General features: G+C 39.7%; 28 protein-coding genes. 9 read left to right on the forward strand and 19 right to left on the reverse strand.

The window, feature by feature from the left end; all coding sequences use genetic code 11:
• Window positions 1-89: 89 nt before the first annotated feature.
• From HMPREF1210_RS12885 to HMPREF1210_RS12905, 5 genes are all read right to left on the reverse strand, one after another.
• A complete protein-coding gene (locus HMPREF1210_RS12885; protein ID WP_016429136.1) occupies window positions 90-2,024 on the reverse strand; it encodes an FtsX-like permease family protein in 1,935 nt (644 codons plus the stop codon).
• Window positions 1,996-2,769 (reverse strand): ABC transporter ATP-binding protein, encoded by a 774-nt coding sequence (locus HMPREF1210_RS12890; protein ID WP_036660111.1) that lies wholly within the window; start codon window positions 2,767-2,769, stop codon window positions 1,996-1,998. Before HMPREF1210_RS12890 ends, HMPREF1210_RS12885 begins: the two co-directional genes overlap by 29 nt.
• Window positions 2,702-3,781 carry a HAMP domain-containing sensor histidine kinase gene (locus tag HMPREF1210_RS12895; RefSeq protein WP_016429138.1) on the reverse strand — a complete coding sequence of 360 codons (1,080 nt, stop codon included), beginning with the start codon at window positions 3,779-3,781 and terminating at the stop codon, window positions 2,702-2,704. The genes HMPREF1210_RS12890 and HMPREF1210_RS12895 overlap by 68 nt, the downstream gene beginning before the upstream one ends.
• Entirely contained in the window at window positions 3,778-4,485 is a 708-nt protein-coding gene (locus HMPREF1210_RS12900) for a response regulator transcription factor (protein ID WP_016429139.1), read from the reverse strand. Before HMPREF1210_RS12900 ends, HMPREF1210_RS12895 begins: the two co-directional genes overlap by 4 nt.
• A gap of 263 nt (window positions 4,486-4,748) precedes the next feature.
• Window positions 4,749-5,738, reverse strand: a complete 990-nt coding sequence (locus HMPREF1210_RS12905; RefSeq protein WP_016429140.1) for a lipoate--protein ligase — start codon at window positions 5,736-5,738, stop codon at window positions 4,749-4,751.
• Between the two features lie 134 nt (window positions 5,739-5,872).
• On the opposite strand from HMPREF1210_RS12905, the gene yhfH reads away from it, so the two are divergent.
• Complete coding sequence (yhfH, locus tag HMPREF1210_RS17795) at window positions 5,873-5,998, forward strand: protein YhfH (protein ID WP_016429141.1); 126 nt, start codon at window positions 5,873-5,875, stop codon at window positions 5,996-5,998.
• Window positions 5,999-6,044: 46 nt separating this feature from the next.
• On the opposite strand, the gene HMPREF1210_RS12910 is transcribed toward yhfH, so the two are convergent.
• The 3 genes from HMPREF1210_RS12910 to HMPREF1210_RS12920 all read right to left on the reverse strand — a co-directional run bounded on the left by HMPREF1210_RS12910 (window position 6,045) and on the right by HMPREF1210_RS12920 (window position 9,170).
• A complete protein-coding gene (locus HMPREF1210_RS12910) occupies window positions 6,045-8,231 on the reverse strand; it encodes a YhgE/Pip domain-containing protein (protein WP_016429142.1) in 2,187 nt (728 codons plus the stop codon).
• A 66-nt stretch (window positions 8,232-8,297) separates the two neighbouring features.
• Window positions 8,298-8,867, reverse strand: a complete 570-nt coding sequence (locus HMPREF1210_RS12915) for a TetR/AcrR family transcriptional regulator (protein WP_016429143.1) — start codon at window positions 8,865-8,867, stop codon at window positions 8,298-8,300.
• Between the two features lie 114 nt (window positions 8,868-8,981).
• A complete protein-coding gene (locus HMPREF1210_RS12920) occupies window positions 8,982-9,170 on the reverse strand; it encodes a hypothetical protein (RefSeq protein ID WP_016429144.1) in 189 nt (62 codons plus the stop codon).
• A gap of 426 nt (window positions 9,171-9,596) precedes the next feature.
• Between HMPREF1210_RS12920 and HMPREF1210_RS12925 the strand changes: the two genes are divergently transcribed.
• The gene (locus HMPREF1210_RS12925; protein WP_016429145.1) at window positions 9,597-9,950 is read left to right on the forward strand and encodes a hypothetical protein; all 354 of its coding nucleotides are present in this window, start codon (window positions 9,597-9,599) and stop codon (window positions 9,948-9,950) included.
• Complete coding sequence (locus HMPREF1210_RS12930) at window positions 9,928-10,899, forward strand: NAD-dependent epimerase/dehydratase family protein (protein ID WP_369758034.1); 972 nt, start codon at window positions 9,928-9,930, stop codon at window positions 10,897-10,899. Before HMPREF1210_RS12925 ends, HMPREF1210_RS12930 begins: the two co-directional genes overlap by 23 nt.
• 275 nt (window positions 10,900-11,174) lie before the next feature.
• Here the strand turns inward: HMPREF1210_RS12930 and hemY are convergent, their stop codons facing one another.
• From hemY to hemE, 3 genes are all read right to left on the reverse strand, one after another.
• A complete protein-coding gene (gene hemY, locus HMPREF1210_RS12935; RefSeq protein ID WP_036660190.1) occupies window positions 11,175-12,587 on the reverse strand; it encodes a protoporphyrinogen oxidase in 1,413 nt (470 codons plus the stop codon).
• A 23-nt stretch (window positions 12,588-12,610) separates the two neighbouring features.
• Window positions 12,611-13,546 (reverse strand): ferrochelatase, encoded by a 936-nt coding sequence (gene hemH, locus HMPREF1210_RS12940; RefSeq protein WP_016429148.1) that lies wholly within the window; start codon window positions 13,544-13,546, stop codon window positions 12,611-12,613.
• Window positions 13,547-13,619: 73 nt separating this feature from the next.
• Window positions 13,620-14,669: a uroporphyrinogen decarboxylase gene (gene hemE, locus HMPREF1210_RS12945; RefSeq protein WP_016429149.1), complete on the reverse strand. Its 1,050-nt coding sequence runs from the start codon at window positions 14,667-14,669 to the stop codon at window positions 13,620-13,622.
• A gap of 212 nt (window positions 14,670-14,881) precedes the next feature.
• Here hemE and HMPREF1210_RS12950 point away from each other — a divergent pair, with 212 nt between their 5' ends.
• On the forward strand, window positions 14,882-15,394 hold the full coding sequence (locus HMPREF1210_RS12950) for an antibiotic biosynthesis monooxygenase (RefSeq protein ID WP_016429150.1): 513 nt from the start codon (window positions 14,882-14,884) through the stop codon (window positions 15,392-15,394).
• A gap of 186 nt (window positions 15,395-15,580) precedes the next feature.
• Here HMPREF1210_RS12950 and HMPREF1210_RS12955 read toward each other — a convergent pair whose 3' ends face one another.
• From HMPREF1210_RS12955 to liaF, 6 genes are all read right to left on the reverse strand, one after another.
• Window positions 15,581-16,474, reverse strand: coding sequence for a manganese catalase family protein (locus tag HMPREF1210_RS12955; protein WP_016429151.1), 894 nt, complete (start codon window positions 16,472-16,474; stop codon window positions 15,581-15,583).
• Between the two features lie 90 nt (window positions 16,475-16,564).
• A complete protein-coding gene (locus tag HMPREF1210_RS12960; protein ID WP_016429152.1) occupies window positions 16,565-16,798 on the reverse strand; it encodes a DUF2642 domain-containing protein in 234 nt (77 codons plus the stop codon).
• Window positions 16,799-16,899: 101 nt separating this feature from the next.
• The gene (locus HMPREF1210_RS12965) at window positions 16,900-17,373 is read right to left on the reverse strand and encodes an SRPBCC family protein (RefSeq protein ID WP_036660116.1); all 474 of its coding nucleotides are present in this window, start codon (window positions 17,371-17,373) and stop codon (window positions 16,900-16,902) included.
• Window positions 17,374-17,403: 30 nt separating this feature from the next.
• Entirely contained in the window at window positions 17,404-18,048 is a 645-nt protein-coding gene (locus tag HMPREF1210_RS12970) for a response regulator transcription factor (RefSeq protein WP_016429154.1), read from the reverse strand.
• On the reverse strand, window positions 18,017-19,090 hold the full coding sequence (locus HMPREF1210_RS12975) for a histidine kinase (protein WP_016429155.1): 1,074 nt from the start codon (window positions 19,088-19,090) through the stop codon (window positions 18,017-18,019). Before HMPREF1210_RS12975 ends, HMPREF1210_RS12970 begins: the two co-directional genes overlap by 32 nt.
• 15 nt (window positions 19,091-19,105) lie before the next feature.
• Entirely contained in the window at window positions 19,106-19,834 is a 729-nt protein-coding gene (gene liaF, locus HMPREF1210_RS12980) for a cell wall-active antibiotics response protein LiaF (protein WP_016429156.1), read from the reverse strand.
• Window positions 19,835-20,043: 209 nt separating this feature from the next.
• Between liaF and HMPREF1210_RS12985 the strand changes: the two genes are divergently transcribed.
• The 3 genes from HMPREF1210_RS12985 (at window position 20,044) to HMPREF1210_RS12995 (ending at window position 22,492) form a co-directional block, all read left to right on the forward strand.
• Window positions 20,044-21,216 carry a M20 family metallopeptidase gene (locus HMPREF1210_RS12985; RefSeq protein WP_016429157.1) on the forward strand — a complete coding sequence of 391 codons (1,173 nt, stop codon included), beginning with the start codon at window positions 20,044-20,046 and terminating at the stop codon, window positions 21,214-21,216.
• A 250-nt stretch (window positions 21,217-21,466) separates the two neighbouring features.
• Window positions 21,467-21,859 carry a hypothetical protein gene (locus HMPREF1210_RS12990; RefSeq protein ID WP_016429158.1) on the forward strand — a complete coding sequence of 131 codons (393 nt, stop codon included), beginning with the start codon at window positions 21,467-21,469 and terminating at the stop codon, window positions 21,857-21,859.
• Window positions 21,860-21,883: 24 nt separating this feature from the next.
• On the forward strand, window positions 21,884-22,492 hold the full coding sequence (locus HMPREF1210_RS12995) for a DUF3298 and DUF4163 domain-containing protein (RefSeq protein ID WP_016429159.1): 609 nt from the start codon (window positions 21,884-21,886) through the stop codon (window positions 22,490-22,492).
• 83 nt (window positions 22,493-22,575) lie between these two features.
• Here the strand turns inward: HMPREF1210_RS12995 and HMPREF1210_RS13000 are convergent, their stop codons facing one another.
• Window positions 22,576-23,766 (reverse strand): ABC transporter permease, encoded by a 1,191-nt coding sequence (locus HMPREF1210_RS13000; RefSeq protein ID WP_016429160.1) that lies wholly within the window; start codon window positions 23,764-23,766, stop codon window positions 22,576-22,578.
• A complete protein-coding gene (locus HMPREF1210_RS13005; protein ID WP_016429161.1) occupies window positions 23,759-24,499 on the reverse strand; it encodes an ABC transporter ATP-binding protein in 741 nt (246 codons plus the stop codon). The genes HMPREF1210_RS13000 and HMPREF1210_RS13005 overlap by 8 nt, the downstream gene beginning before the upstream one ends.
• Before the next feature lie 114 nt (window positions 24,500-24,613).
• On the opposite strand from HMPREF1210_RS13005, the gene HMPREF1210_RS13010 reads away from it, so the two are divergent.
• Both HMPREF1210_RS13010 and HMPREF1210_RS13015 read left to right on the forward strand, forming a co-directional pair.
• A complete protein-coding gene (locus tag HMPREF1210_RS13010; protein WP_016429162.1) occupies window positions 24,614-25,039 on the forward strand; it encodes an HIT family protein in 426 nt (141 codons plus the stop codon).
• Window positions 25,040-25,156: 117 nt separating this feature from the next.
• Window positions 25,157-25,681, forward strand: coding sequence for a tryptophan transporter (locus tag HMPREF1210_RS13015; protein ID WP_016429163.1), 525 nt, complete (start codon window positions 25,157-25,159; stop codon window positions 25,679-25,681).
• Window positions 25,682-25,823: the final 142 nt, after the last annotated feature.

Consider the following 25,823-nt stretch of genomic DNA (forward strand, 5'->3'; position numbering starts at 1 on the left):
TACTCGTCGCAGACAGTTCTTATGCTCCTGCATCGCTTCGCTAGCTTCGTCGCATAAAATTTTTCCGCTCGCTTCAGAGCGGAAAAATTTTATGCTCGGACATGTGCAATATAACGCCAGCGTATTAAAAAATAATAAACGACCTGAATTAATGTGAAACCAATCAATACTAAAATCATTTCACTCAAAATGGAGACTTCCGCCAAGTTCCTCCAAATGACTTGCAGTGATAAAAATGAAAATGCACTGTGTAACATCGCAATCCCCCAGGGTAGGAAAAACTGAGGAACCAGTTGACGATTGACGATTTTGATAATTTCCGGTTCGGTCAAGCCCATTCTTTTCAACACATCAAATTGTCGTTTGTCCCGCTCCAGTCCCGTATACAGTTTGAAGTAAACAAAACTTCCGGCTGCCAATAACAAAACGGCTGCAACCATTAACCCTGTAAACAATAACAACGAGAATGTTGCCCGTATAACACTGTAGTTCAATCCTGGATTTTCAAAGTAAAATGGCAGAGTGGTAAAACCTCCATCATAAATTGCGTTCGTCACTTGAGAGTCTATATCTAATCCGATTGATTTTGTACGTTCCCATTCGGCTACATGGAAAGCAAAAAATTTATACGATGAGTCAAGCATTGTTCTTCCTGCAAACGGTTCGTCTATCAATCGATAGTCTATGTCGTCTACTACCACAATGTTTGATCCTATAATCATTGAAGGAAATAACATCTTGGGATACACACCATGGATTTTAATCGGGACATTGCTTTCTTCCAATACAGTCTGAATTTCTTTACCTTTTAAATTGCCGATTGATTCCTCAGAATACGGAATAAACATGGCTTCTCCAGGAGCCAATTCAATGAGTGGCGAACCGAGTGCTAGTGCTAAACTATTGACATCCGACTCTCTTAAAATATCCACCGAGTTCCGTGAAAAGGATGAAGTTTGCTGTTTAATTAAGAACGGCACAAGCGTGTAGGACAACCCCTGCTCTTCCAATTCCTTACGCAATAATGAAATGTGGTCCGATTCATATGGATTATTCATTTCACTCGAATAGATTAGCGAAAGCGGGTTTATTTCACGAAACTGCCCTGTATAGGAAGACAGAGATGTTAATGTTCCAACTGATAAAAAAGCAACAGTCGAAACGATGGTGACGATAAAATACATACGTGCATTTTCACGGAGCTTTACAGCCACTTCCGAAACGGCGATCATTCGATACGGATGCCAGTAAAGAGACTTGCGTTTGCGTACTTGATGAAGCAAAAACAACACACTATGTGTAAAGAAGAAATACGTACCTAGTGCAGCAAGAGGTGGTAAAACAATGGCTAAAGCCAGTACCACATTCATCGATGTAAACGCGGCCGCTCCGTACGCAAACAATAACATGGCAATGCCTAGAATTGCTTTCACCGTCGAGTAACTTTGTAGTTCATCGTTCTTCCAGTAACCACGTATCAGTTCGATTATTTTTTGCTCTCGTATGAACACGACGCTCGTCATCGCAATGATGACGAAAAGACTGAAAAATGCCCCAATTGTCAAGGCAAAGGGCTTAACTGATACATATAAAGGTAAACTTTCCAATTGAAGCAATTCGCGCACAATCATAAAAAAGAATTTGGAAAAGGCATACCCAAAAAAGATTCCGGTTGCTACAGATACAGCACCAATCAACATCGTTTCTAGGAAAATCAATTTATTCAATTGCTTCTTCTCCATACCAAGCTGAAGTAGCAACCCGAACTCTTTGGAACGGGCCTGTAAAAAAGCGCTCATGGAATAGAACAGGAAAAACAGCGTAAATATGTACAATATTATTTCCGCTACAATCATCCCTGAGGCCGCAAATTCCCTTAAAAATTCATCTTCGATTTTCGGATGAAATAGTAACATGGAATACATGAAAAAGACCATGACTGAAAACATACTCGCCATAAAAAAAGCGGCATATATTCGACGATTTCGAATGACATTACGATAGGCGAATTGTCGAAAGGTCATTGACATTGCCTCCTAGCAAAGACAGCACGTTCAAAATACGCTGGAAAAAGGTTTGCCTGCGATTGTCGCTATAAATTTCATTAAAAAACTCACCGTCTTTTATGAAAATGACACGGTCACAGTAACTTGCGGCAATTGGATCATGTGTGACCATGAGTATCGTTGTTTTTTGTTCCTGATTTACCTTTGCCAATAGTTCTAGCACATCACGAGAAGCTTTAGAATCCAAGTTCCCGGTTGGCTCATCGGCTAAAATAAAGGTGGGATGATGAATGAGCGCCCGCCCAATCGCAGTCCGTTGTGCTTGTCCTCCAGAAATTTCATTCGGTCGTTTTTCAAGTATTTGTTCCAAGTTCAATTTCTTCGCCAAATCCTCTATACGTCGCTTCATTTCATCTAGTGGAAGTCCATCCAGTGTTAATGGGAGAACCAAGTTTTCTTCCACTGTAAGCATTTGCAATAAATTAAAATCCTGAAAGACAAAACCGAGCTGTCTCCGACGAAAAAGAGCTAGCTCGGTTTTTGACATTTCATCTGGACGTAGCCCATCAATCGTTAGGGTACCTGAAGTTGCCGTATCAATCGTTGAAATTAGATTGAGCAGGGTCGTTTTCCCGCTACCTGAAGGGCCCATGACAGCAACAAATTCACCTTTTCCCACTTCAAAACTTATTTGGTTAATTGCACGATGCGTCACTTTCCCCTCGTACACTTTCGTCACTTCGTCCATTTTCAATATGCTCATCTTCTGTTACACCTCGCTTTGCAGCTTCATGTTTATGGAATAAAACCGATACTGTCGTGCCTTTGCCTTGCTCAGACATTACACTCATTTCATGACCGAGTTTCCCACAAATTTCATTAGCTAAATATAAGCCCATTCCTGTACTTTCTCCTGTTTTCCGACCATTTTCCCCCGTAAAAAAAGCTTTCAAGACGCGGGGAAGATCGGTCGCAGGAATACCGATTCCTTCATCTTGAACAGAAAGGAGAACTTGTCCTTGTTGACAGGTTGCTTGAACATTTACTTTCTTGCCTTCTTCAAACGTGTATTTTACGGCATTCGTGATAAACTGACCGATCACAAATTTCATCCATTTCTCATCTGTTGGCACGATAAATTCATCATCAATCGCAATCACTGGATACACATGATGTGTAATGAACAAGCGTTTATTTTCCGACACTACTTCCGACACCAATGTCTTTAGATGTACTTGTTCAATTTGCATATCCTGTTCAAACGTATCCAAGCGGGCATTCATCAAGACAGAATCAAGTCCGCGCTTCAAGCGGTCAATCTCTTCCTGCATACTTTTCTTATCGACATTGCCATCTTCTTGCAATAGCAATTCCACGACAGATAGAGGTGTTTTCATTTGATGCACCCATTGATTCATGAATTGAAGATGGCGATGCTGGTTGGCGTAGAGTGCTTGAACTTCATTTTGGTACAGTCTATACAAGCCCTGTAAATACGCCTCTATTTGTTGTTGTTCGGGTGATTTCCCATCACGCTGCAAAGCCTCTTCCATGTGCTTGGGTGGAGACAATACTTTTTGATAAAATGCGTATCGTTTCACGAACCGACCAAATAAAAACGATAAAATCAGTAACGTGCTGATGACAACTGAATAAATAGCCGTATCGACATTGCGAAATCCATCCAACCAATACAGCAACATAATAAAGAGCACCATAATAAGTTGAAAAATCAAGTAAGCAGCATGTTCTTTCACAAAAAGCCGGAAATTCATGACGACTCCTCCACACTTAATATGAAACGGTACCCAGCCCCTCTTACTGTTTCAATAGTTGAGGTGATTCCGTAGTCCTGTAATTTCTTCCTTACACGAGTCATATTAACGTTCAATGTGTTCTCATCGACAAACGCTTGGTCGTCCCAAAGTTCTTCCAGTAATTGCTCACGAGTGACCACTTTTGGTGACTGGGTCATTAATAGCTCAAGTATTGTACACTCACGTTTTTGCAGTGGAATTTCTTGCGAAGAAGTATGAAGTTCCATGCGCTCCAAATATAAACAGAGTTTGCCCGTTTTTATCGTTCGTTCTTCTTGTTTCGCTGCATATTCACCGTAAGTTCTTCGTAAATGACTTCTTATTTTGGCTAGGACGATTTCATAGTGGAAAGGTTTCGTGATGAAATCATCCCCGCCATTTTCAAGCGCAAACACTTGGTCCATGTCACCAGAACGTGCTGAGATAAAAATAATCGGGCACGTCGTCTTCATGCGGAACTGACGACACCAATAGTATCCATCATAAGAAGGTAAATTAATGTCAAGCAAAATGAGGTGCGGATCGAACGCTTCGAATTCTTCTAAAATCAGTTCAAAGTCTTGAACCGTTTGCACTTCATAATGATATTTACGTAACGTATCGGCAAGCAGCGAGGCGATTTTCCGATCATCTTCAACGATATAAATGCGATGTGTCGACATCTTGTCCTCCCCCTTAATATCTTTTTCTTAATTGTACTTAAGAACAGCTCGAAGTGCTACTCTATGTAGATTATTCCGATGAAAGGAGAGAATGGAACAATGGCGTAATTCCAGGTAGACAGTTTGGTGTTCCGGGTAGACAGAATCGCCTTCTAGGTAGATAGTTTGGCCTTCCAGGTTGCACAAATTGGATTTGGACGACCATCCTGCTACCTCTTGTCCATAAAAAAAGCCTGACAGAAGTCAGGCTTTCGTAATGAATATTAATAAATCAACTGAAGGAATTCTTCTTTTGTAATTCCGCCAAGGTACGTTGAGATTTCCATATCACCTAGCGCGTCAGAAATCGCCGCTTTATCGTAAGTCACACCGATGATTCGCTTCTCGATATCTGCAACATCGCCTACTCCGAAGAAATCACCATAAATATTAGCATCTTCAATGACTCCGTTTTTCACTTGCAATCTCACGTCAATTCCACCAGTTGGGAATCTTTCTGAATGGGACATATTGAATGCCGGAGACTTGCCATAATTCCATTCCCAATTTCCATAACGTTTTTTTGATAGGGCTTTGATATTTGCCCAGTCCTCTTCAGTCAATTCAATTGTTTTAACTTCTTCTCCACCAAAAATTGAGTGGAGCAATTTCACACGAAACTCTTCAATTGTAATTTGCTTGTCCAAAAACTCGGTAATATTTGCCACTCGACTGCGAATTGATTTAATTCCTTTTGATTCAATTTTGTCCTTGCGTACTTTTAATGCAGAAACCACTGCATCAATTTCAGTATTGAACATTAATGTACCATGACTGAACATACGGCCTTTTGTTGTGAATTGGGCATTTCCAGAAATTTTTCTACCTTCGGCTAAGATATCATTGCGTCCTGACAGTTCTGCATCAACGCCCATTTCTTTCAGCGCATCCACAATTGGTTGCGTAAATTTCTTAAAGTTTCTGAAGCTGTCCCCATCGTCTTTCGTGATGAAACTGAAGTTTAAATTACCCAAATCATGATAAACAGCTCCGCCACCAGATAGTCTGCGTACTACGTGAATACCGTTAATATCTACGTAATCTGTATCAATTTCTTCAATGGTGTTCTGGTTCTTGCCGATAATAATAGCTGGTTCATTGATATAGAACAGAAAGAAAGAATCCTTTTCTATGTCCATTGTTTTTAGTGCATATTCTTCAATCGCCAAATTTATGCGAGGATCTGTAATTCCTTTGTTATCAATAAAATACATGAGGGTATCGCTCCTTTTAGATGTTATTCATATTATATAGGAATATTAGGCGTTTGTGTTGACATTCGTTTAACTGTTATAATACAATACCATATACGATAACAGTACTAGTACAGAAAAAGGAGGTCACCGACATGATTGAGAATGTAGTAGAGTTTTTCAAGAACCTTCCCCCTAAGCAATGTGCCCAATGTGGAGAAAAAATCGAAGAACAGCATGAATGCTACGGTAATACATGCGATAAATGTAATACTATTTAATTAAAAAAACAGCCGTTCAGGATTTACCTCCTGAACGGCCGTTTTTTTATGCTTCCTGGACTTTTGAATAGCGTCGCTTGAACAAAATGACGAAATAAGTCATCGTGCATGCAGCTGCTGCTATAAAGAATGCCAGCAATATTCCGATATTCCACTGAATAAAGTCAATATCCGTTGAGGAAATCGCAGCTTTGAATCCTTGTACGGAATAGGTCATCGGCAACCATTGGTTAAATATTTGCAATGGTTGCGGAATCATTTCGAGCGGGAACGTTCCTGCACTTGTAACCAGTTGCAAAATAAGAATGATGATGGCGACAAATCGACCACTGTCACCAAGAACTGAGACGAGCAATTGCACGATGGCTAAATAGGTGAAACTCGTCATGATGGCAATCGCAATAAACCATCCAAGATTTTCTGGATCTAATCCTAATCCGAAAATTAGGATTGCTACCGCAATCAGTGCTTGCACAACGCCAACGATACCGAGAACGGTCATTTTACTCGTTGCCCATGCAAAACCACTTGTCGGTGGGATAGCTGTTTGTACCAGAGGGAAAACGATCGAAATTAGCAATGCTCCCACAAACAATCCAAGTGACAAGAAATATGGCGCAAATCCTGTTCCATAGTTTGGCACGTGATTGACAGCTGATTTTGTTACGCCAACTGGAGAAGAAGCCATGTCAATAGTATCTTCGTTAGCATTTACTGCGCTTGCTTCAGTAGAAGCATCTGCAAGTTTTTCTTGTAAAGAAGACGTACCTTCAGCTAGTTTCGCTGTCCCATCAACAAGCTCGGTGGATCCAGCAGCAAGTTCTCCAGATTTTGATGCAATTTGTGATGTACCTGAAGTTAACTCGTTCGAACCTTGAACAAGTTGTTGCAACCCGTTTGAAAGTTCATTACTGCCCGTAGAGGCACTTGCCAACCCGTTTTTCAAATCTCCCAACTTAGTCGAAAGGGTGTCACTTCCAGATGCTAAAGATGCAGCCCCTGTATTTAAAGCTTCGGAAGATTGAGTTAAGGTAGACAATCCATTCGCAAGCTCCTGATGACCTGTAGCTAATTTCTCTGCACCAGATGATGCTTGACTCATGCCGCCGCTTAGCTGTTCTGTTCCGACTTGTAACTCACCTAAACCTTGAGAAACTTGTGAACTTCCTTGTTGAAGTTGCTCAAGTGCCCCTTTTAAAGCGATTTGTTGCTCTTTTGGAAGGGATGCGAGAATCGGAGCCATTTGTTCAGATAAAGTTTCTAAACCAGCTGTTACTTGAGTAGACCCCCCTGCCAATTTTCCAACAGATTGATTCGTCATGGTGGCACCTTGTTGCAGTTGGCTTAGCGCTTCATTGAGTTGCTGTTCTTTTTCATTTGCCGCCGCTAATCCATTTGATACTTTTGCGACACCTTGCGTATAAGACGCAACTCCATCTTGCAGTTGGCCTGCTCCATCTGCTGCTTTGCCAGCACCTTGTTGTAACTGACCCGCTCCTGCTGTAAGTTTCCCAAGTCCTTCATTTAATTCTGTTGCTCCATTTGATGCTTTTACGGCTCCTGAAGCAAGTGCTGTTGACCCATCAGCCAATTGTACCGATCCACTTGCCAATTGTTCCAAGTAACCTTTCAAATCCGTCGCTCCAGAAGTAAGACTATCTGCTCCAGCCGATAATTTCTCAGCTCCGTCTGCAGCCTCCCCATACCCATTGCCCATTTTAGAAATGGAAGCGAAAAGATTTTCAGAGTAACTAGCGACGACTTGTTTATTTACTTCTGCACGAATTTGTTCAATTGCTGACTCACCAATTTGTGCGGATAAGAAATTAAACCCTTCGTTCGGTTTGTATTCAATCATCAATTTTTCAGGTTTCTCATCTAAAAGTGTCGTTGCATGTTGAGAAAAATTCGAAGGAATCTCAATTACCATATAATAGTCTTGATTTTTCAGAGCTTCTTCTCCCTGTTTTTTTGACACTTCCACAAAATGGAACTCTTGACTTTCTACCAGGTTCTTCGTGAGATCCTTCCCGACCGTTATGCGTTCCCCATCCAATTCAGCTCCCGCATCCTCGTTAACTATTGCTACTGGCAGTTCATTTAACTGTTCATAGGGATCCCAAAACGCCCATAAGAACATCCCCGCATACAATACCGGAATGAATAAAACCGCTAGGATTGGAACAAGTAATTTACGGTTCTTAACAATGTTTAGAAATTCTTGTTTTATCATCTAATTTCCTCCTAATACTTATTGACCGAATTTCTCAATTGGTCATTTTATTTCAAAAAAAGAGTCTCACTTAATGAGACTTCGGAATATAGTGTCACGAAATACATCCACTATTTTTTCTTCCGGCAGCGCTTGCTCATGAGTTTTTTGCCAATCAACAGCAAAGGCCATATAGGCTTTAAAAATTAAATAGGCGACTAGTTCAACATCTACTACTCTTATTTCATTCTTGGCAATCGCCCGCTCGATATGCTCTGCTATATAGCGTACAATTTCTTGTTCAACCTTTACAAGAACAGCCTGAACGACAGGCGTTTTCATATCTTTTTCTTCAGCAATCAACTTTGCAAGTAAAGCGTGTCGCTCCCGGAATTCCAGCATTTTCATTAATACGAGATGGGCATTTTTCTGGAAAGAGCACTGATCCGAAATGATGGCATCTTTTTCTGCCTTCATTTCATTAATCATCGTAAAGGCAATTTCATGAAACAATTCTTCTTTATTTGCAAAAAATGTATAAATCGTCCCTTTTCCTACATTTGCAACCTTCGCCACTTGATCCATGGTGGTCGCTTTATAACCAAATAAAGAAAATGATTTAGTTGCTGCTTCTAAAATTTCATGTCTGCGATCCAATTCTTTCACCTCATCTCATAAAATTGACTAAAAAACCATATTGGTCATCTAGTCATAATCATAATAGATTCTTATGTTTTTTACAATAGGCAATTCATTACTGTCACTATTTGTTCATAAATCATTAATCCTTCTTAATATATAGTATGAACTGATAATGGCTAAAATGGTTGCAATAATGGAGCGAATGAATAGACTCATAATGCCATCAGCACCAAAAGGATGGAAAATCATAATCTTCAACAGAAAATCAAAACACCAGATTAAAATGATGAAAATCATAAATTTCATAATAAGATACATAGTTTTCCCACCTACTATTACAATTTTTGATAGATTTACTAAACACTATAATACAATTTAAAGAGCTTTTTTAAAAAAGCCCTTACTTTCAACAATTGAAAAATCACAAAACAGATTAGCGCCAACTATTATAATCAACTTTTATCTGGATTAACTTCCTATGATTCTAATCCTAACCGGAACTCGTGACGACAAAGGTTGAACAAATAAAGGGAAAAATCCTCAAATCATTACCCAAATTCACTCAATTCCTCACAATCCATTGCTTAAATTCCATCCCAATAAAAATACATTTGTGTTCTGTAACTTAAACTTATCTTCTATTAGTTACCTACGATAAGTGAAGGTCTATATGTAAAAATTCGAATGCCTAAACTCATAGTCACCTACTACATACAATGTAAAAAACAAAAGGATGTTTGTGAATTGAAAGTTGTTGTCACGGGAAAAGCCGGATTTATTAGTTCCCATTTATTTGACGCGTTCATTTTGTCAGGAGTAAGTACGGCGAAAAAATCTTCCATCAATGAGCTTTTCAAGTTACTGGCAGATATTAATGGTATTAATATGCAACCACTCCATACTGCTTCTCCGGATGTAGATATCAAACATAGTTGTCTTTTTAATAAAAACGCACATCAAGGGCTATATTGGGATCCTCTCGTTAAAATCCAAAAGGGAATGAATGATACCTATGCTTTTATCGATCTAATTGACCGTTCATTTCTAGGTCCTTTCAATTTTCATTCCGATAGGAGTGGAGGATTTGACGCAAAATAACGAGTCATCAAGCCAGTTCCCGCTAAATGCTATACCATTGGGGAAACCGAGGATTTTAATTACAGGAGCAAATGGATTTACGGGGAAACACGCATGCCAATACTTTATGAATGAGAACTATCATGTGATTGCAGTAACGAGAATGGCAACCAATCAAATTTCAAATCGCTTAATAACCTATGAAAAATGTGAACTTACAGATAAACAGGCAGTTAAAATGCTAATCAAAAAAACAAAACCCGATTTTCTTCTTCATTTGGCAGGTCAGAACCATGTTGAAGCATCCTGGAGTGACCCACTTGGCTCTCTCGAGGCAAATGTTTTCTCTACTGCATATTTATTGGAAGCCCTGCGAAATGAAGAATCTGATTGTAGAATTGTAGTTGTTGGATCCTCGCTGGAATTCAATCCTGCCGACTTCTCCGCTCCTCACCATCCCTATGCTTTATCGAAAACTCTTCAAACATTGATTGCACAGTCCTGGGAAATGCTTTATGGAATGAATGTTATTATCGCAAAGCCTTCTAATCTTATCGGTCCGGGCATTTCTTTCGGGCAATGCTCAATCCTTGCAAAAAAAGTAGTTGAAATGGAATTCACTAATGCCGAAAAAATACTTAAAGTAATTAACTTACATGCGAGACTCGATTTTTTGGATGTTAGAGATGCTATTTTGGCGTACGATACATTATTTCAAAAAGGTATTCCTGGCAAAATGTATGTAATATCGTCTGGAAAATACAAGTACTTAAAAGACCTGATAAATACTCTCCGTCTTTATTCTTCTGTTGAATTTGAGATTCAAACATTGGGCAATTACCTTGAAGTAGTTAAACCTCTTAGACCTAATTCAATCAATAAACTTGGATGGCAACCTAGCATATCATTTGAGGAGTCAATACAGGACATTCTATCGTATTATCGCGATGTTTCACTTGGTTTTTCATAACTTTTTTGTAAATATAGCAGGTACTATTATCCTTGTACTCTCTGCTTAATCAAAAGGCTCCGTTTACTTTTACTATTGATTATTTATAGAGGGAATCCGCTCCCTTTCGTGAACTACGTAGAAAAGATTAAGGCCAAAGGTTATTTGGTCATGACCATTCCTCCGAAGCTATCGCAGCGAAAAATGGTATTTTATACCACTCTGATCTTTTATAATAACTCTACAATAAACGTAAACAAAAGGACAACTCCGAGGAGTTGCCCTTTCACATTCATTTATTTAACAAACAAGTCATCCAAAACTTCACTGACAGCTGCTTTCCCTTGATCGACACAATCAGGCAGTCCAAGGCCTTCATAAGAACTTCCTGCTAGCTTAATCATTGGAAAACGCTCTTGAATCTCTCTTTTCGCTTTAGCAACGCGCTCTTTATGCCCTACCACATATTGGGGAGAAGCATTTCTCCATCGAGTGACGACCGAAAATAGAGGTTCTTGATCAATGTTAATCGTTTTGCGTAAGTCCGAGAGAACAATTTTTTCAAGTTCGCTGTCTGATAATTCAACCGCAGACTCATCGCCTGCCCGACCAACAAATCCTCGAAGCAATACATGCCCGTCTGGTGTTGTTGTTGGCCACTTACGATGTGTCCACGTACAGGCAGTGATGGAGTAATCACTGTTTCTAGACACTAAGAAGCCAGTGCCTTCTTTATCTTGTTTGACTGCTTCTTCTTTAAAAGCCAGTGCAACAGTCGCCACTGAAGTAGCAGGCATCTCCTCGAAATCAGCCATCAATCCGTGCTCTTCAAATAATGGCAGAGCGGCGAGATGTGGTGTTGCAAAAATCAATTGATCGAGAAGCATTTCTGAATCGTTGTTTAGGAACAAATTCACTTGTTCCCCAACTCGTTCGAAACGTTCCACACGGACACCCTTCATAACTGAACCTGGTTCAAGCTGTGCTTCAATTGCTTCCACAACAGTTTCCAATCCATTTTTGAATGTACGGAAAATACCTTCTTTTGACTTAACAATCGGCTGTTTTGGTGTCGTTTTTTTCGAACCGATTATCAAACTTCGATGTTCCTGTTCCAGTTTATAAAACTGGGGAAACGTAGCCTGAAGGCTCATTTTATCAATGTCTCCTGAGTAGATGCCTGATAATAAAGGTTCAATTAAATTTTCAACTACTTCACCGCCGAAACGTCTACGTAAGAATTGTCCAACCGACTGATCTCCGTTAACAGAGGACTTAGGTAAAATAAAATCTCCAGCCGCGCGAAATTTCCCGCTCCATGAGAACAATCCTGAGGTGACGAAAGGCGATATTTGTGTAGGGATGCCCATGACAGACCCTCCAGGAATTGGGTGCAGCCCGTCATTGACCAGAATATATGCCTGTCCAGTTGCATTGCTGACAAGTTGGTCACTGATGCCAAGATCCTCGGCTAAAATGCCAAAGCTTTTTTTACGTGCCAAAAACGAGTCAGGTCCCCGTTCAATGACAAATCCATCTTTGCGGACTGTTTGGATTTTCCCTCCGAGTCGATGGGAAGCTTCTATCAAAACTACTTCAAGAGGATACCCTTTTTCTTTCGCTTCTTTCTGCAAGTAATATGCAGCTGCCAATCCAGTAATTCCCCCACCAACTATCGCTACTTTTCGTTTTCCTTGAGACACAGTCATCATCACTTTCGATTTCAGTTTCCTTATTTTTTATCTAAATGTTTCAATACAACATCGGACATAGCATCAATAAATAATGGTTGTGTGTTAGGCATTTCAGGTCGGTAGTAATTGGCACCGATTTCATCAGTCACCACTTTACACTCATAATCATTGTCGAATAACACTTCTAAATGATCTGCGACAAACCCTACTGGCGTATAGACAAATGTAGAATAGCCTTTTTGTTCGTGCAATTCATGAGTAAGGTCTTGAACGTCTGGTCCAATCCAAGGTTCTGGCGTTTGACCAGCACTTTGCCATCCGACTTCGTAGTTTTCAATACCAGCTGATTGCGCGATTAAGTTGGCCGTTTCTTTTAATTGATCTGGATATGGATCGCCATTTGCGATAATTTTTTCAGGTAATGAGTGTGCAGAAACGATTAAACAAGCTTTTTCACGTTGTTCTGCCGACATCGAATTGAAAGTTTCGGAAACCTTTTCAGACCAATACTGAATGAATTTTGGTTCATCGTACCAACTCTCTACTGAAGTGATCTGTAGACTACCTAATTTTTCAGCAGTTTCTTGTACGCGCCCGTTATACGACTTAATCGAGAATGTTGAGAAATGAGGTGCAAGTACAATGGAAACCGCTTCTGTGATTCCATCCTTATGCATTTGCTCCACGGCATCTTCAACAAACGGTTCAATATGTTTTAACCCAATGTATAATTTGAATTCAATCTCGTCTTGAACGGCATTCAAACGGTCACGAAGTGCAGTCGCTTGGTCGTCTGTAATTTTTGCCAAAGGAGAAATCCCACCGATTGCACGATAGCGGTCTCTTAAATCGATAAGAGCTTCTGGGCTTGGCGGACGACCATGACGAATATGTGTATAATAACGCTCTAAATCTTCTTCTTTATAGGGCGTACCGTAAGCCATCACAAGCAGTCCCATTGTTTTTTTAGTCAACTTGATCACCTCGTTCATTAATTTACAATCTTCATTTTGCTAGGTTCAATTTCATTGCGCGAACATGTAAGCCTTATGAATGTGCTTTGATTTGTGCACGGCTGTATTCATGGACAAATGACGTCAATCGTTTTAATGTATCTGGATTTACTTCAGGGAATACGCCATGTCCTAAATTGAAAATGTGTGAAGGATGAGCGATTCCTTGATCGATGATTTCTTTAGCACGTTCTTCAATGACAGACCAATCTGCCAACAAAAGAGATGGGTCCAAGTTTCCTTGAAGCGTTTTTGTTAAGCCCATTGCTCGAGCTTCTTTGATTGATAAGCGCCAGTCTAGACCTATTACGTCCACCGGCAGATCATGCCACTCTTTTGCTAAATGACTTGCACCAACACCAAATGTCGTTACAGGTACACCTTGTTCTTTAATAGCAGTAAAAATTCGTGTCATTACCGGTTTGATGAAAATACGGTAATCTTCAATATTCAATGCGCCAACCCATGAATCAAAAATTTGAATGGCTTTAGCACCAGCATCGATTTGTGCTTTAGTATAAATGATAATCATATCAGCAAGCTTGTCCATTAATGCAAACCACGCTTGAGGCTCAGAAACCATGAATGCTTTCGTTTTGTTGTAATTTTTAGAAGGACCGCCTTCAATCATGTAACTTGCAAGCGTGAACGGAGCTCCAGAGAAACCGATTAACGGAACATCCAGTTGTTCTTCAGTCAAAATTTTGATGGTTTCAAGAACAAATGGGATGTGATCTTGAGGCGAAAGTTCACCAAGTTTTTCTACATCTTGCACTGTTCGAATCGGATTAGAAATAACAGGACCCACGCCTGATTTGATTTTCACATCAACGCCGATTCCAGGAAGTGGTGTCACGATATCTTTATATAAAATCGCGGCATCCACATTGTAATTTTCAACCGGTAAGCGTGTGACGTATGCACAAAGTTCTGGTTGATGCGTGATTTCTTCTAAAGAATATTTTTCTTTAATTTTGCGATATTCCGGTTGTGAACGTCCTGCTTGACGCATATACCATACAGGTGTGTAATCTACTTTCTCGCCTCTCGCTGCGCGTAAAAAAGTGTCGTTAATCTGTCTCATGAATTGCCTTCCTGCCTTTCAACATTACATATTTGGGGTCGTCCTTGTTATATTCGTTCTAAATATAGACGTTCTCTACACTATTGTATAGATTTCAAGTGCAATTGTCATAGAATTGTCTTGATTCAACGACACTCTTTTGACAAAGTGTTGTTTTGAGCACTTTTAACTGGGGAAGATTATAATGTACATATAGAATGGAGGGATTTTGAGTGAATATTTATTTGACGTCAGGTACACCTGAATTCATGAATTCTTTAAAGGAAAAACATGCAGGAGAAAAGATGGTCGTCCTACACGGACAAGGAAATGCAGTGCTACTTCATGAAACAAGTGGCAAAACAGTTTTTCAAACACCGCGTAAGTATGAAGTCATCGACTCTTCAGGTGAATTAAGTGACCAGGGCTACTTCGTTTTCAACAATATCCCAGTAACGGAAGAAGGTCGCCCGATTTTTGAACACCGATTCACAAATCGTCCGCGTGCTATTGAAAATGAGCCAGGATTTATTGCAATCCGCGTATTGCGTCCAGTCGGTTCGGACACATACATCATTTTGACGGAATGGACTGGTGCAGGCTCATTCGAAGCTTGGCAGAATTCACAAGCTTATAACAAGGCACATGAAAAACGCGGTACCGATGAAGGCATCGACAAACGTCCAAATATCTTCTCAAGTGCTTCTTATGTTACAACTTATAAAACTGCAAAAAAGACAGACTAAGCTTAATAATATTGAAAAGCGCCTATTCCCAAGGGAACGGCGCTTTTTTGATGGCTATGGATTTCTTAATAATAATTTCGTGAAATTTTTATCGCTCAAATTAGAGGATTTATCAATCAAACTAGAAATTTATCGCTCAAACTCGGTTCACAAGCAAGTTAACTTCTTGAGAAATCGTTTAAAACCCTACATGTTAGCCATTAAACGTTTGGCAATTTGTTGATATTCATCCGGCCCAATTCCTGGCGCGAATTCTTCAGGTAAATCGTCAAGATCCGGAATTGGTCCACCTTTAGGAATGCCATCTTGTACAACAAGTGGCTGACCATTACTCGGATTATCGCCTTTCCAGATAGAGCGGATATCTTTATACTGCCCTTCATCATTCCATGTAAAGAGAACATTTCCTAACCCACGATCTTCAAATTTTACCGCATGATCAAATGACCGATTATCCAGATTCGGTATTGGAAGCATTCTTGTTAAATCAACACCAGTGGCCATTTCAATTGCTTTAGCATACGCAAGTACGTGTGTACCGCCTCGTACTAATAGATATCCAATCATTTCTCTCGCTGTTTCGTGACTCGTCATTTCATAAACGCGCATTTTATGGGTTCTTGCTCCACATTCCAAGAAGAAATTATGCAACAGATCCAGCACTAAGTTTCCGCTAGAAAACACATGGTCACCGCGCCATGGATTACCCATGGAATCCCCTGCCATCGAAGTTTGGGCGGTTGCTATGAGCGCGTACGTATTTCGTAAATCTTTACCATTCTGCAATGGTGTCAAATCAGGATCACCTGCAAAGGAAATACCTTTGTTCAAGATATTGATGGTATTGGATACCAGCTCAACATGTCCAAATTCTTCAGCGGTAATACTTGCGACTAAGTCATAAAATGGTTTAAATTTCGTTTTTTGACGAAAATTGAATGACTGATACATATAGTTATTCAAAGTCGACATTTCTCCGAATTTACCACCCAAAAGTTCTTGAACGGCTGCGGCAGCGTTTGCATCGCCATATTCGGGTACAGGCAACTCGATTGCCAGCCTATTTACGCGTTTAAACATGGAATCTCCTTCTCTCAAATTTGATAATTAAACGAATTCGACTCTTCCCGTTTATGTTTATGACTCCCAGTAAGTGAATATGTTCAATTATTATTTATGAGAAGCTGGAGACACCCAAATAATTTGTTGGATACGAACGTAAAATGGTGTTCCATTTTTTTCTACTACGATATGATCGGGCACAACCTCTTTAAGTACACCTGTGACCACACTGTTATTTGATAATTGAACAACAATTTTTCCTCCTACAGCAGATGTTAATGTCTGGTACACAAAAGGATCAAAATTGCTGACAAATTCTACGGACTGTTGTTGATCATCCATTCATGCCACACTCCTTTCAATCAATACCCATATTGTATGGAAGGACTGTGGCAAAGGTGATATAAAATTTCCAATCCTCGAAATTTGAAATGTCCACAGGCTTATTCTGACTTCATTTCCCTCATTCGTAATTCTGCCAGATGCTTTAGCTCATTCGAACGGGATTCAATAAATCCTTGCATGTACTTTTCCAAAAACAGTTTATCTGCCACGCGCCCAATGATGCCGAATGGTGCATGATAGACAAATGTATCTTTCATCATTGTTCCGTAATGGATTTCCGTAAATTCGTGCGTATGTGTAAATGATTGAAAAGCTCCTTTAACTTGAACATCTATAAAAAAATTGGGTCTAACCATCTCTATAATTTTGGCAGTTAACCTCTGTTTCACTCCAAAATGAGTGGCTTCCCAAGTGACACAATCACCTTTTTCAAATAATCCTGTTATTACGCCATCAACTGCCCTTTCATTTGTTTGAGAGGTAGTTTTCATATGCGCTTCAACGCTTCTGGCAAGATTGAAACACACTTCAATCGGTGCTTTTATGTAAGTAATGTGTATGATAACAGGCATCATTCGACACTCCTCAATGTGAAAGTCAGTTTATTCTTTCCCGTGCAAGATCCCATTACGATTGGCATAAACAGCCGCTTGAGTGCGGTCGGCACATTCAAGCTTCCCTAAAATATTGCTCACGTGAGTCTTCACCGTTTTGATGCCAATGAATAACTTTTCCCCAATTTCCTGGTTACTAAGCCCGTCCCCTAGGCACTTTAATACATCCAATTCCCGCTCCGTTAAATCATCGTGAAGAAACCGCTCTTTAGGACGCAGCTTTTTCATCATCAAGTCAGTCACTTTAGGGGCAATCGTCGCCTGCCCTTTAATGGCATCATGAATCGCCTCAGAAATTTTATGGGCCGGCAATGTTTTCAATAAATAGCTGAAAGCCCCTGCTTCTAGCGCTGGAAATACTTGTTCTTCATCATAATAGCTCGTTAATATCATGATTTTACATGTTGGATGAAAAGTCAGGATTTCTTTTGTGGCTTCGATTCCATTGCCATCTTCCATTAACAAGTCCATCAGCATCACATCGGGCAGATGTTTTTTAGCTAAGGCGATTCCTTCTTTACCACTTCTCGCTTCTCCAACAACTTCGATTCCAGGTTCTGTCATAAAATAAGATACCAATCCCAGTCGGACCATTTCATGATCATCCGTTATGCCAATTCGAATCGGTTTCATCACGCATACCTCCTTTTAAAGGTTGGCAAGGAATCTGGAAAAGCCACTCCGTTCCTTCCCCTTCTTTTGAGTGCAAACGGGCAGTTCCGCCTATTTCTTCACAGCGTTCTCGTATCGTCATCAATCCATATGATGTTTGCTTCTTCTTTGCCGAATCAAACCCTCTGCCGTCGTCTCTGATGGTCAATACAAATTGTGAACTACTGAGCTCAGCTAAAATTTTCACATATGTAGCTTCTGCATGACGAAGACAATTGGCAAGCACTTCCTGCACAATTCTGTACACATGCTCTTCACTTCCTTGAGACAAGCAGGACTCTTCTGGGAATTTAAGGTCGAATTTAACATCAGTCCTCGTCTCCAACTCTTCGAGTAACTCTGAAAGTGCCACAAAGAGGGTTTTATTTTGTAAATCCATTGGTCTTAAATGAAGCAATAGAGCTCGCATTTCATTGAGGGTTTTAACGGATAGAACAGATATTTGCTGAATAATGGATACAGCTCGTTCAGGATTTTGTAGAACTGTTCTCTCTGCAGCAGAGGACAGCATCGATAAGGCAAACAATTGCTGACTGACAGCATCATGCAATTCACGTGCAATTTTTTGACGTTCTTCCGTCATTGCAGCTTGTTCAGCTTGTTTGATCATCATGACATTCTGATCCACTAGACGTTGTAAAGTTCTTAATTGGACATTCATTTGTTCTGCCAACTCATTAAAACCTTCTTCGAGCAACCCAAGCTCGTCATTTCCTTGAACTGGAAGGCGGGTACGGTATTTGCCGTTTTGCAACATACCAAAACCGGCCAGTAGATCGCGGTGGCGACTTGATAAATGATTGTCCCTTCGATATCCCCGGATCATTTCGTACGTAGCGATTACTATAAAAACGATGATGGGCACTACAATAGAACCTTTTATAGTAATAAATGTGTACGGAATGAAATAAACATATAGTTGAAGAATAGCGAATAGGAAAATGGAGACATCACGTGCAAGCCGCCAGCCTTGTTTAATGGATTCAACATGAAATGACTTCATTCCTACTCTTCCTTCCTAGACACCATGAATTTTAACATCGACAACATTGTACTTAATGAATATTCGCAGACGTTTTTCTGAAGTTTCAAAGTTTGGTGTTTCATAAACGAGGTCTGCACCAAGTCCTTTATCCAGTTGGTCGAATAATTCAACTGCACCTACATTCGCTTTAATCGTAATATGAGCACCGATATGTTCAGGGATTAACATATGGATGTCTCCTACAAAACCAGTTAATTGAATCGGAGTCTCGCCAGGCGGAATAATTGCCTTTGAAAAGTCAAAAAAATATTCAGCCACATTTTTTGTTAATTGTAGAGGCCCTAATTCCCAATCAGGACTGTGAAAAGACTTCTTTTCACTATTTTTTGATGTATTAATTGTAATGATTTTCTTCTTTTTCTCTTGTAAAGGCCGTTTGAATAGTTGATGTACACCGAAAGCAACAAATAAAATCGGCCATAATTTCAACCAGTCTCTATATGCAAATTCAAAATAATCCAGAATTCCCAATGTAATGAGAATTCCGTACAAAACGGCAAACATTCCCCAAACTAAGGAAATACCTTGGCGATCTTTTTTGATATAACTATCCAGAGCAATCAATCCAAGCACAATAAGGATTCCCGGAATAATAAAAGTTTTCCAGGAGGTCTCTCGTAAGTTAAATACACCTAAATTCAAACTAAGTAAAATCGCACCCATCCCAATAAAAAAAAACGTGGACAATAATGGCCTTTTCATGTTTTTACCACCAATCTAAAATTTCTTATACCCTTTATTCTAACTAAATCGTATGCGAATACTTCTCTCGCTAGTGGGATGTGTTCTCCGCCTTAAGACGGAATTTGCTTTGTTTGGTGAATTTATTAAACTTCAATTGTTCTGATGTTCCCTCAATGATATAATAACAAACATTCAAACTATTTCGACAGTCGAAAGGAGATTTTTTTGTGAAGAATCAATTATTTGAAAAACTAGATGCGGCATTTGAGGAAATGCTAGTCATCCGCAGATATTTACATATGCATCCTGAAGTTTCATTTCAAGAGACAAATACAGCAAAATACATTCAAGATTACTATGCAGATTTAGGTATTGAGTTCACAGCAAATGTTGGCGGAAATGGTGTAGTTGCACGAGTCAAAGGTGCTTTGCCAGGTAAAACTGTTGCCCTGCGTGCGGACTTCGATGCATTGCCAATTCAGGACGAGAAAGATGTATCGTATAAATCGACGGTTCCTGGCGTTATGCATGCTTGCGGTCACGATGGTCATACCGCTACTTTATTAGTTCTTGGAAAAACATTGCATCAAATGCGCGAACAACTTACCGGAGAATACGTACTCATTCATCAACATGCAGAAGAGTATGCGCCTGGTGGAGCGAAGCCAATGATTGAGGCAGGCTGTTTAGAGGGTGTCGATGCCATTTTTGGTACACATTTGTGGTCACTGACTCCTGCAGGAACGATTGAATACAGAGTCGGACCGGTCATGGCCGCAGCTGACCGATTCGAAATTACAATTCAAGGTCGCGGAGGACACGGAGCCAGCCCCCACCAAACAAAAGATTCAGTCGTAATCGGTGCTCAACTAGTTACTAACCTGCAACAAATCGTCTCTCGTCGAGTGAGTCCAGTGGAATCGGCCGTATTATCTGTGGGTTCTTTTGTAGCCGAGAATGCATTCAATGTCATTGCTGATTCAGCGAAGTTAATAGGAACAGTCCGTACATTCAATCCTGAAGTCCGTGATCTTATTGAAAAAGAAATGGAACGTGTCATTCAAGGAACATGCCATTCGAATGATTGCACATACGAATTTTTATATGAGCGTGGTTACAATGCCGTCGTTAACCATGTTGCTGAAACTCAATTTTTGAAAGAACTGGCTGAACATGTGCCTGGTGTCAGTGAAGTGCGTGAAACGGAACAACATATGGGCGGTGAAGATTTTGGTTACTATTTGGAAAAAGTACCAGGTACATTCTTCTTTACCGGGGCGCAACCACAAGGAGAAATGTTCCCACATCATCATCCCAAATTTGATTTTGATGAAAGTGCCATGTTGATTGCGGCAAAAACATTAGGTGTAGCAGTTGTAGATTATCAAGACGTAAAATAAATGAGAATTCGACATCAGTATGATGGTGTCGGGTTCTTTTTTTAGTGGCTCTGTTAACTTTCACGGTTGATTTAATAAAAAAGAAGGAGTATGTGCCCTTTCTGCGGATGAAAACAGGTAAGCCTCCATCAAATTACTTCTTATAAGAAGTAGCTTTTATTAATTTCCGGTTCGTGCTTTCATGCCAAACTTCGAATAATTAAAAGGATTAGGCATATGATTTTAAAACCATGTCTAATTGGAGGTTGCGATGAGAAGGTCAAAAAAAGGAGTAATGTTGCTAGGTTTCTTATTTATCAGTCTGGTAGTCGTGATTATAATTCTATCGTCTTTGACTAGCGAATCGGATCAGGACCTTTATTTGCGAGATGTGAAAGAAGTTGAAGCCGTCACCAGTAAATTGACCGAGACGAACTTTCAGCAACAACTTATTACATCATTAAAAAATGAAGGATATAAACCTACTGGAAGCATTGCGTACACGATTTTCAGTATGGATAAAAAGGAATTAACGATCATTTTGCATGGAATCGATACGAGTCAAAGAAAAGCAGAAAACTACATACAGGATCTTACCAACAAACTTTCCACTTCGATGGGTCTTGGAACTTTTGAGGTAACGGTTATAGAGGATAAAGATTAGACATGTTTTAGAAAGGATGAACGAATGGATTTACCTGTTACGATAGCTCACAAAGTTCTTCAAAAACAAACACCTAAAGTTAACGTATACTATCCTTTTGTAATTGGTCTCGCCAATCGACAAGCGGAAATGAAAATCAATTCCGTCATTGTTTCAACAATGAATAACACGATGGTCGAACTTGGATTTCATGAGCCATTTCTACAGGAAATGATCGGACAATTTGAAATCAAGACAAACGAACGAAATATATTAAGTCTGACATTAACCGTTTATGGGTTTACCGGTGGCGCTCACGGCAATACCATAGTCAAAGCACTGTCGTTTGATGTAACTACAGGAAGACAGTATGAATTAAAAGATTTATTTAAACCAGATAGTGATTACGTCACGGTTTTATCGAAAATCATTGGACAGAAAGTCAAAGATTGGGATATTCAATTGCTTGAACCATTCACAAAAATCAGGCCAGATCAAGATTTCTACTTTGCTGACCATTCACTGGTCATTTACTTCCAGCAATATGAAATCACCGCTTATGTCTGGGGCTTCCCATACTTCCCTATTCCGATTCTCGACATTCAAAATATCATTCAGCCAGATGGTCCACTCGAAAAATTACTGCCCTTCTGAAAAAAGTAATTTCTATTACCAATTGTATTAGAAAAAGGTCTCATAACCCCCATGTAATGGGCTATGAGACCTTTTAAAATCCCCTATTTACTCATCCTTAATGTAATCTCACTAACTACTACGACAATTAGAGGCAAAGTATATAAAATGCCTTGCTCTACGCCAATAAGAAGCACAGCAATCAGTACGATTATTGCTTGCAAAACTTGTACAACTCTTACTAATTTCAACACCGCTTTCTTCCGTGCACTTTCGACCAAGGGATAAAGCATATCCATTCGGAATTCACTAGATGACGATAGGGCTTGTTTGATTTGAATAGCAGAAGCAAATGCCAAAGCTCCTACGAAAATCATTACAACAACAGGAATGCCAATAAATGCCGCACCTATTGCAGAAAGTGCAGTTAAGCGAAGCCATAAGTAGAAAGTATCATCTGTACGAACAAAAGTACGAAACACTAAGTAATTTTGTGCGTTTCCCTCTTGGAATGGAATCAATCGATACATGACATCCATCCAGGGACGACGGTGAATGCTTCCCCGTACATGAGGAACATCCGTGAAATAATTAGCAAATCTATAAAAACGCAACATACGATTTTGTTCCATTTTCACAAAGTGCTCATACGGGAATGGTTGTCCCTTAACCTGCTTAATCCAAAGACTATAAAAACCAATTGGGAAAATCAATAGCACCAAATAAAAGGGAACCAGTGTGAAAGTGGCTATGATTGTAGATATAGAAATTAAGGCACGTATAGAACGATCTCCCCAGATTCTCTTGCCTGAATTAGCCCACTGGAAGGCAAACTCAATTTGGCCATTCCAAAATTTCAACAATACAATGGTGATAAGAACCATACCAATCGTCATTGGTTTGACTTGTCCTACTTGTGTAAGTAAAGGAATGGCAACAACTAATGGCAGTAAGACTAGATATATCTGAGACCAAAATGACCAAGCTAACGCTTTCTTCATATATGACATTAACTTTGATTCCAAAGGCAATAAATATACCTGGTCCGGTTCACGAATCAATGTGGTAGGCGGACTATATGCCAATAATAGTCCGATTACAATAGATACTAGCCATGTAGCCGGAAAATCAGTTGGTGCAGACTTCAACCATTCACTATATTGATAACCACCCGCTCCAAGGACAAACACAAAGACAATTGCTAGATGTCCTGTAAATACATATTTCATGTATTTCTGTAGTTCATTTATATAATGAATAAACCGTATTCGCCATACATCATGCAGGTTATTCATGGTCTTGCTCCTTCGTCATTGCGATGTACAAATCATCAAGAGTAGCAAGTGGCATATTGAACGCTGCCCGTAAATCATTCATCGTCCCTTGCGCACGAATGCGGCCGTTGTGCAATAACAAAATACGATCGCAGTAGCGTTCAGCTGTCGATAAAATATGCGTAGACATGAGGACAGATGCGCCAGTTTGTTTTTTTTCATTCATTTGATCCAGTAAAGATTGAATGCCCAGTGGATCGAGTCCAACGAAAGGCTCATCGATAATATATAATGAAGGATTTACTAAAAAGGCACACATAATCATGACTTTTTGTCGCATTCCTTTTGAAAAATGTGATGGAAACCAATTTAACCGTTTTTCCATGCGGAATTCTTTCAACAATACTTCTGAACGCGCTGCCAAAGTTGCTTCATCTAACCCATAGGCCATCGCAGTCAGTTCCAAATGTTCTTTTAATGTTAGTTCGTCATACAAAACGGGAGTTTCCGGGATATATGAAAACGATGAACGATAGACGTCCATATTTTCCTTCATTGTCACTTCGTTTAGTCGAATTTCTCCATCTTTTGGATTCATCAACCCAATTATGTGCTTAATGGTTGTACTTTTCCCTGCCCCGTTCAATCCTATTAAGCCCACTAATTCACCGGGGGCAATGGAAAAGGATAAATCATGAATGACTGGTTTCCGTGTATAGCCACCTGTTACTGCGTTTACTTCCAATACGTTCATCAGATGCACCCCTTTTATTCTTTATCTTATCAAAAAATTTGCTGTATGGCTTTTCACTTGCCACTTCTTTGTATGATAAACTTATGACCATATCTTGAAAGGACGTGACCCAAAATGAGTGAGTGTTTATTTTGCAAAATTGTAGACGGTTCAATTCCAAGTACAAAAGTATATGAAGACGAGCATGTGTTAGCCTTTATGGATATTATGCCACTGACAAAAGGGCATACGCTATTAATTCCCAAAAAACACCATGAAAATGTTTATGACATGTCATCAGAAGAAGCTGGACAATTATTTTCTGTTGCGCCAAAAATCGCTGAATCAATCAAAGCTTCTTTTCAGCCAGCCGGCTTGAATTTGCTGAATAATAATGGTGCTCCTGCAGGGCAAAGCATTTTCCACTTCCATCTTCATTTCATACCTAGATATGATCAAACTGATGGATTTAAGGCAACTTGGCAAACAAAAGAGAAGCAATATACCAATGAAATGTTCGCTGAGTATGCAGAACTGATTAAGTCAAACATACACAAGTAAACTTGCATTTTACTGCCAAACCTTGTAATATCTTAAGTAAGTTTCTCGCTGTCGATCACAGGATACGTCAGGAGATTCCTAAATATGAGTTTAGAATAGTTGAGGAGAGATGAGCAAATGAATACAAAAAATTTAGTGTTAATGGCCCTATTAGTCGGTGTAGGAGCTGCGTTGTACTTAATCGTTCCAGGTTTCGGCGGTGGAATGAAACCTGACTTCATGTTGACGATGATGTTTATTGGGATTTTATTGTTTCCAAAAGCGTCACATGTATTTTTACTCGCACTGACAACTGGCGTTATATCTGGATTATTTTCGACTTTTCCAGCTGGTTTTTTACCAAACGTGATTGATAAGTTTATTACAGCATTTGTCTTTTTTGCAGTCGTTGTGGCACTTAAACATTTCACACATAAACTTTCAGTTTCGGTCGCACTTGCAGGATTGGGTACACTTCTGTCAGGCATCATTTTCCTATCCGTTGCCATTTTTGTACTCGGAGTAAATGTTCCTTTTGGCGGTCTTGTAGTTGGGGTTGTTTTACCAACTGTAGCGTTGAATGCCATCGCATTCTTCTTTATTTTCCCGATTGTAACGCAATTGTTGAAGCGTTCAAAATTCGATACCGCTTTTTCAAACTAAATAATCTATGGTCTGCCAATCATGGCAGGCCTTTTTTTATCCTCTAGCAACCAACGGAAATCGGGCTTTCTAGGCACTTTTCGCATTTCTTGTTGTTTTGGCTTGTCCGACATGTTTTAATTAATTGAAATGAAGGAATAGT

The organism is Paenisporosarcina sp. HGH0030 (genome assembly GCF_000411295.1).
Classification (GTDB): domain Bacteria; phylum Bacillota; class Bacilli; order Bacillales_A; family Planococcaceae; genus Paenisporosarcina.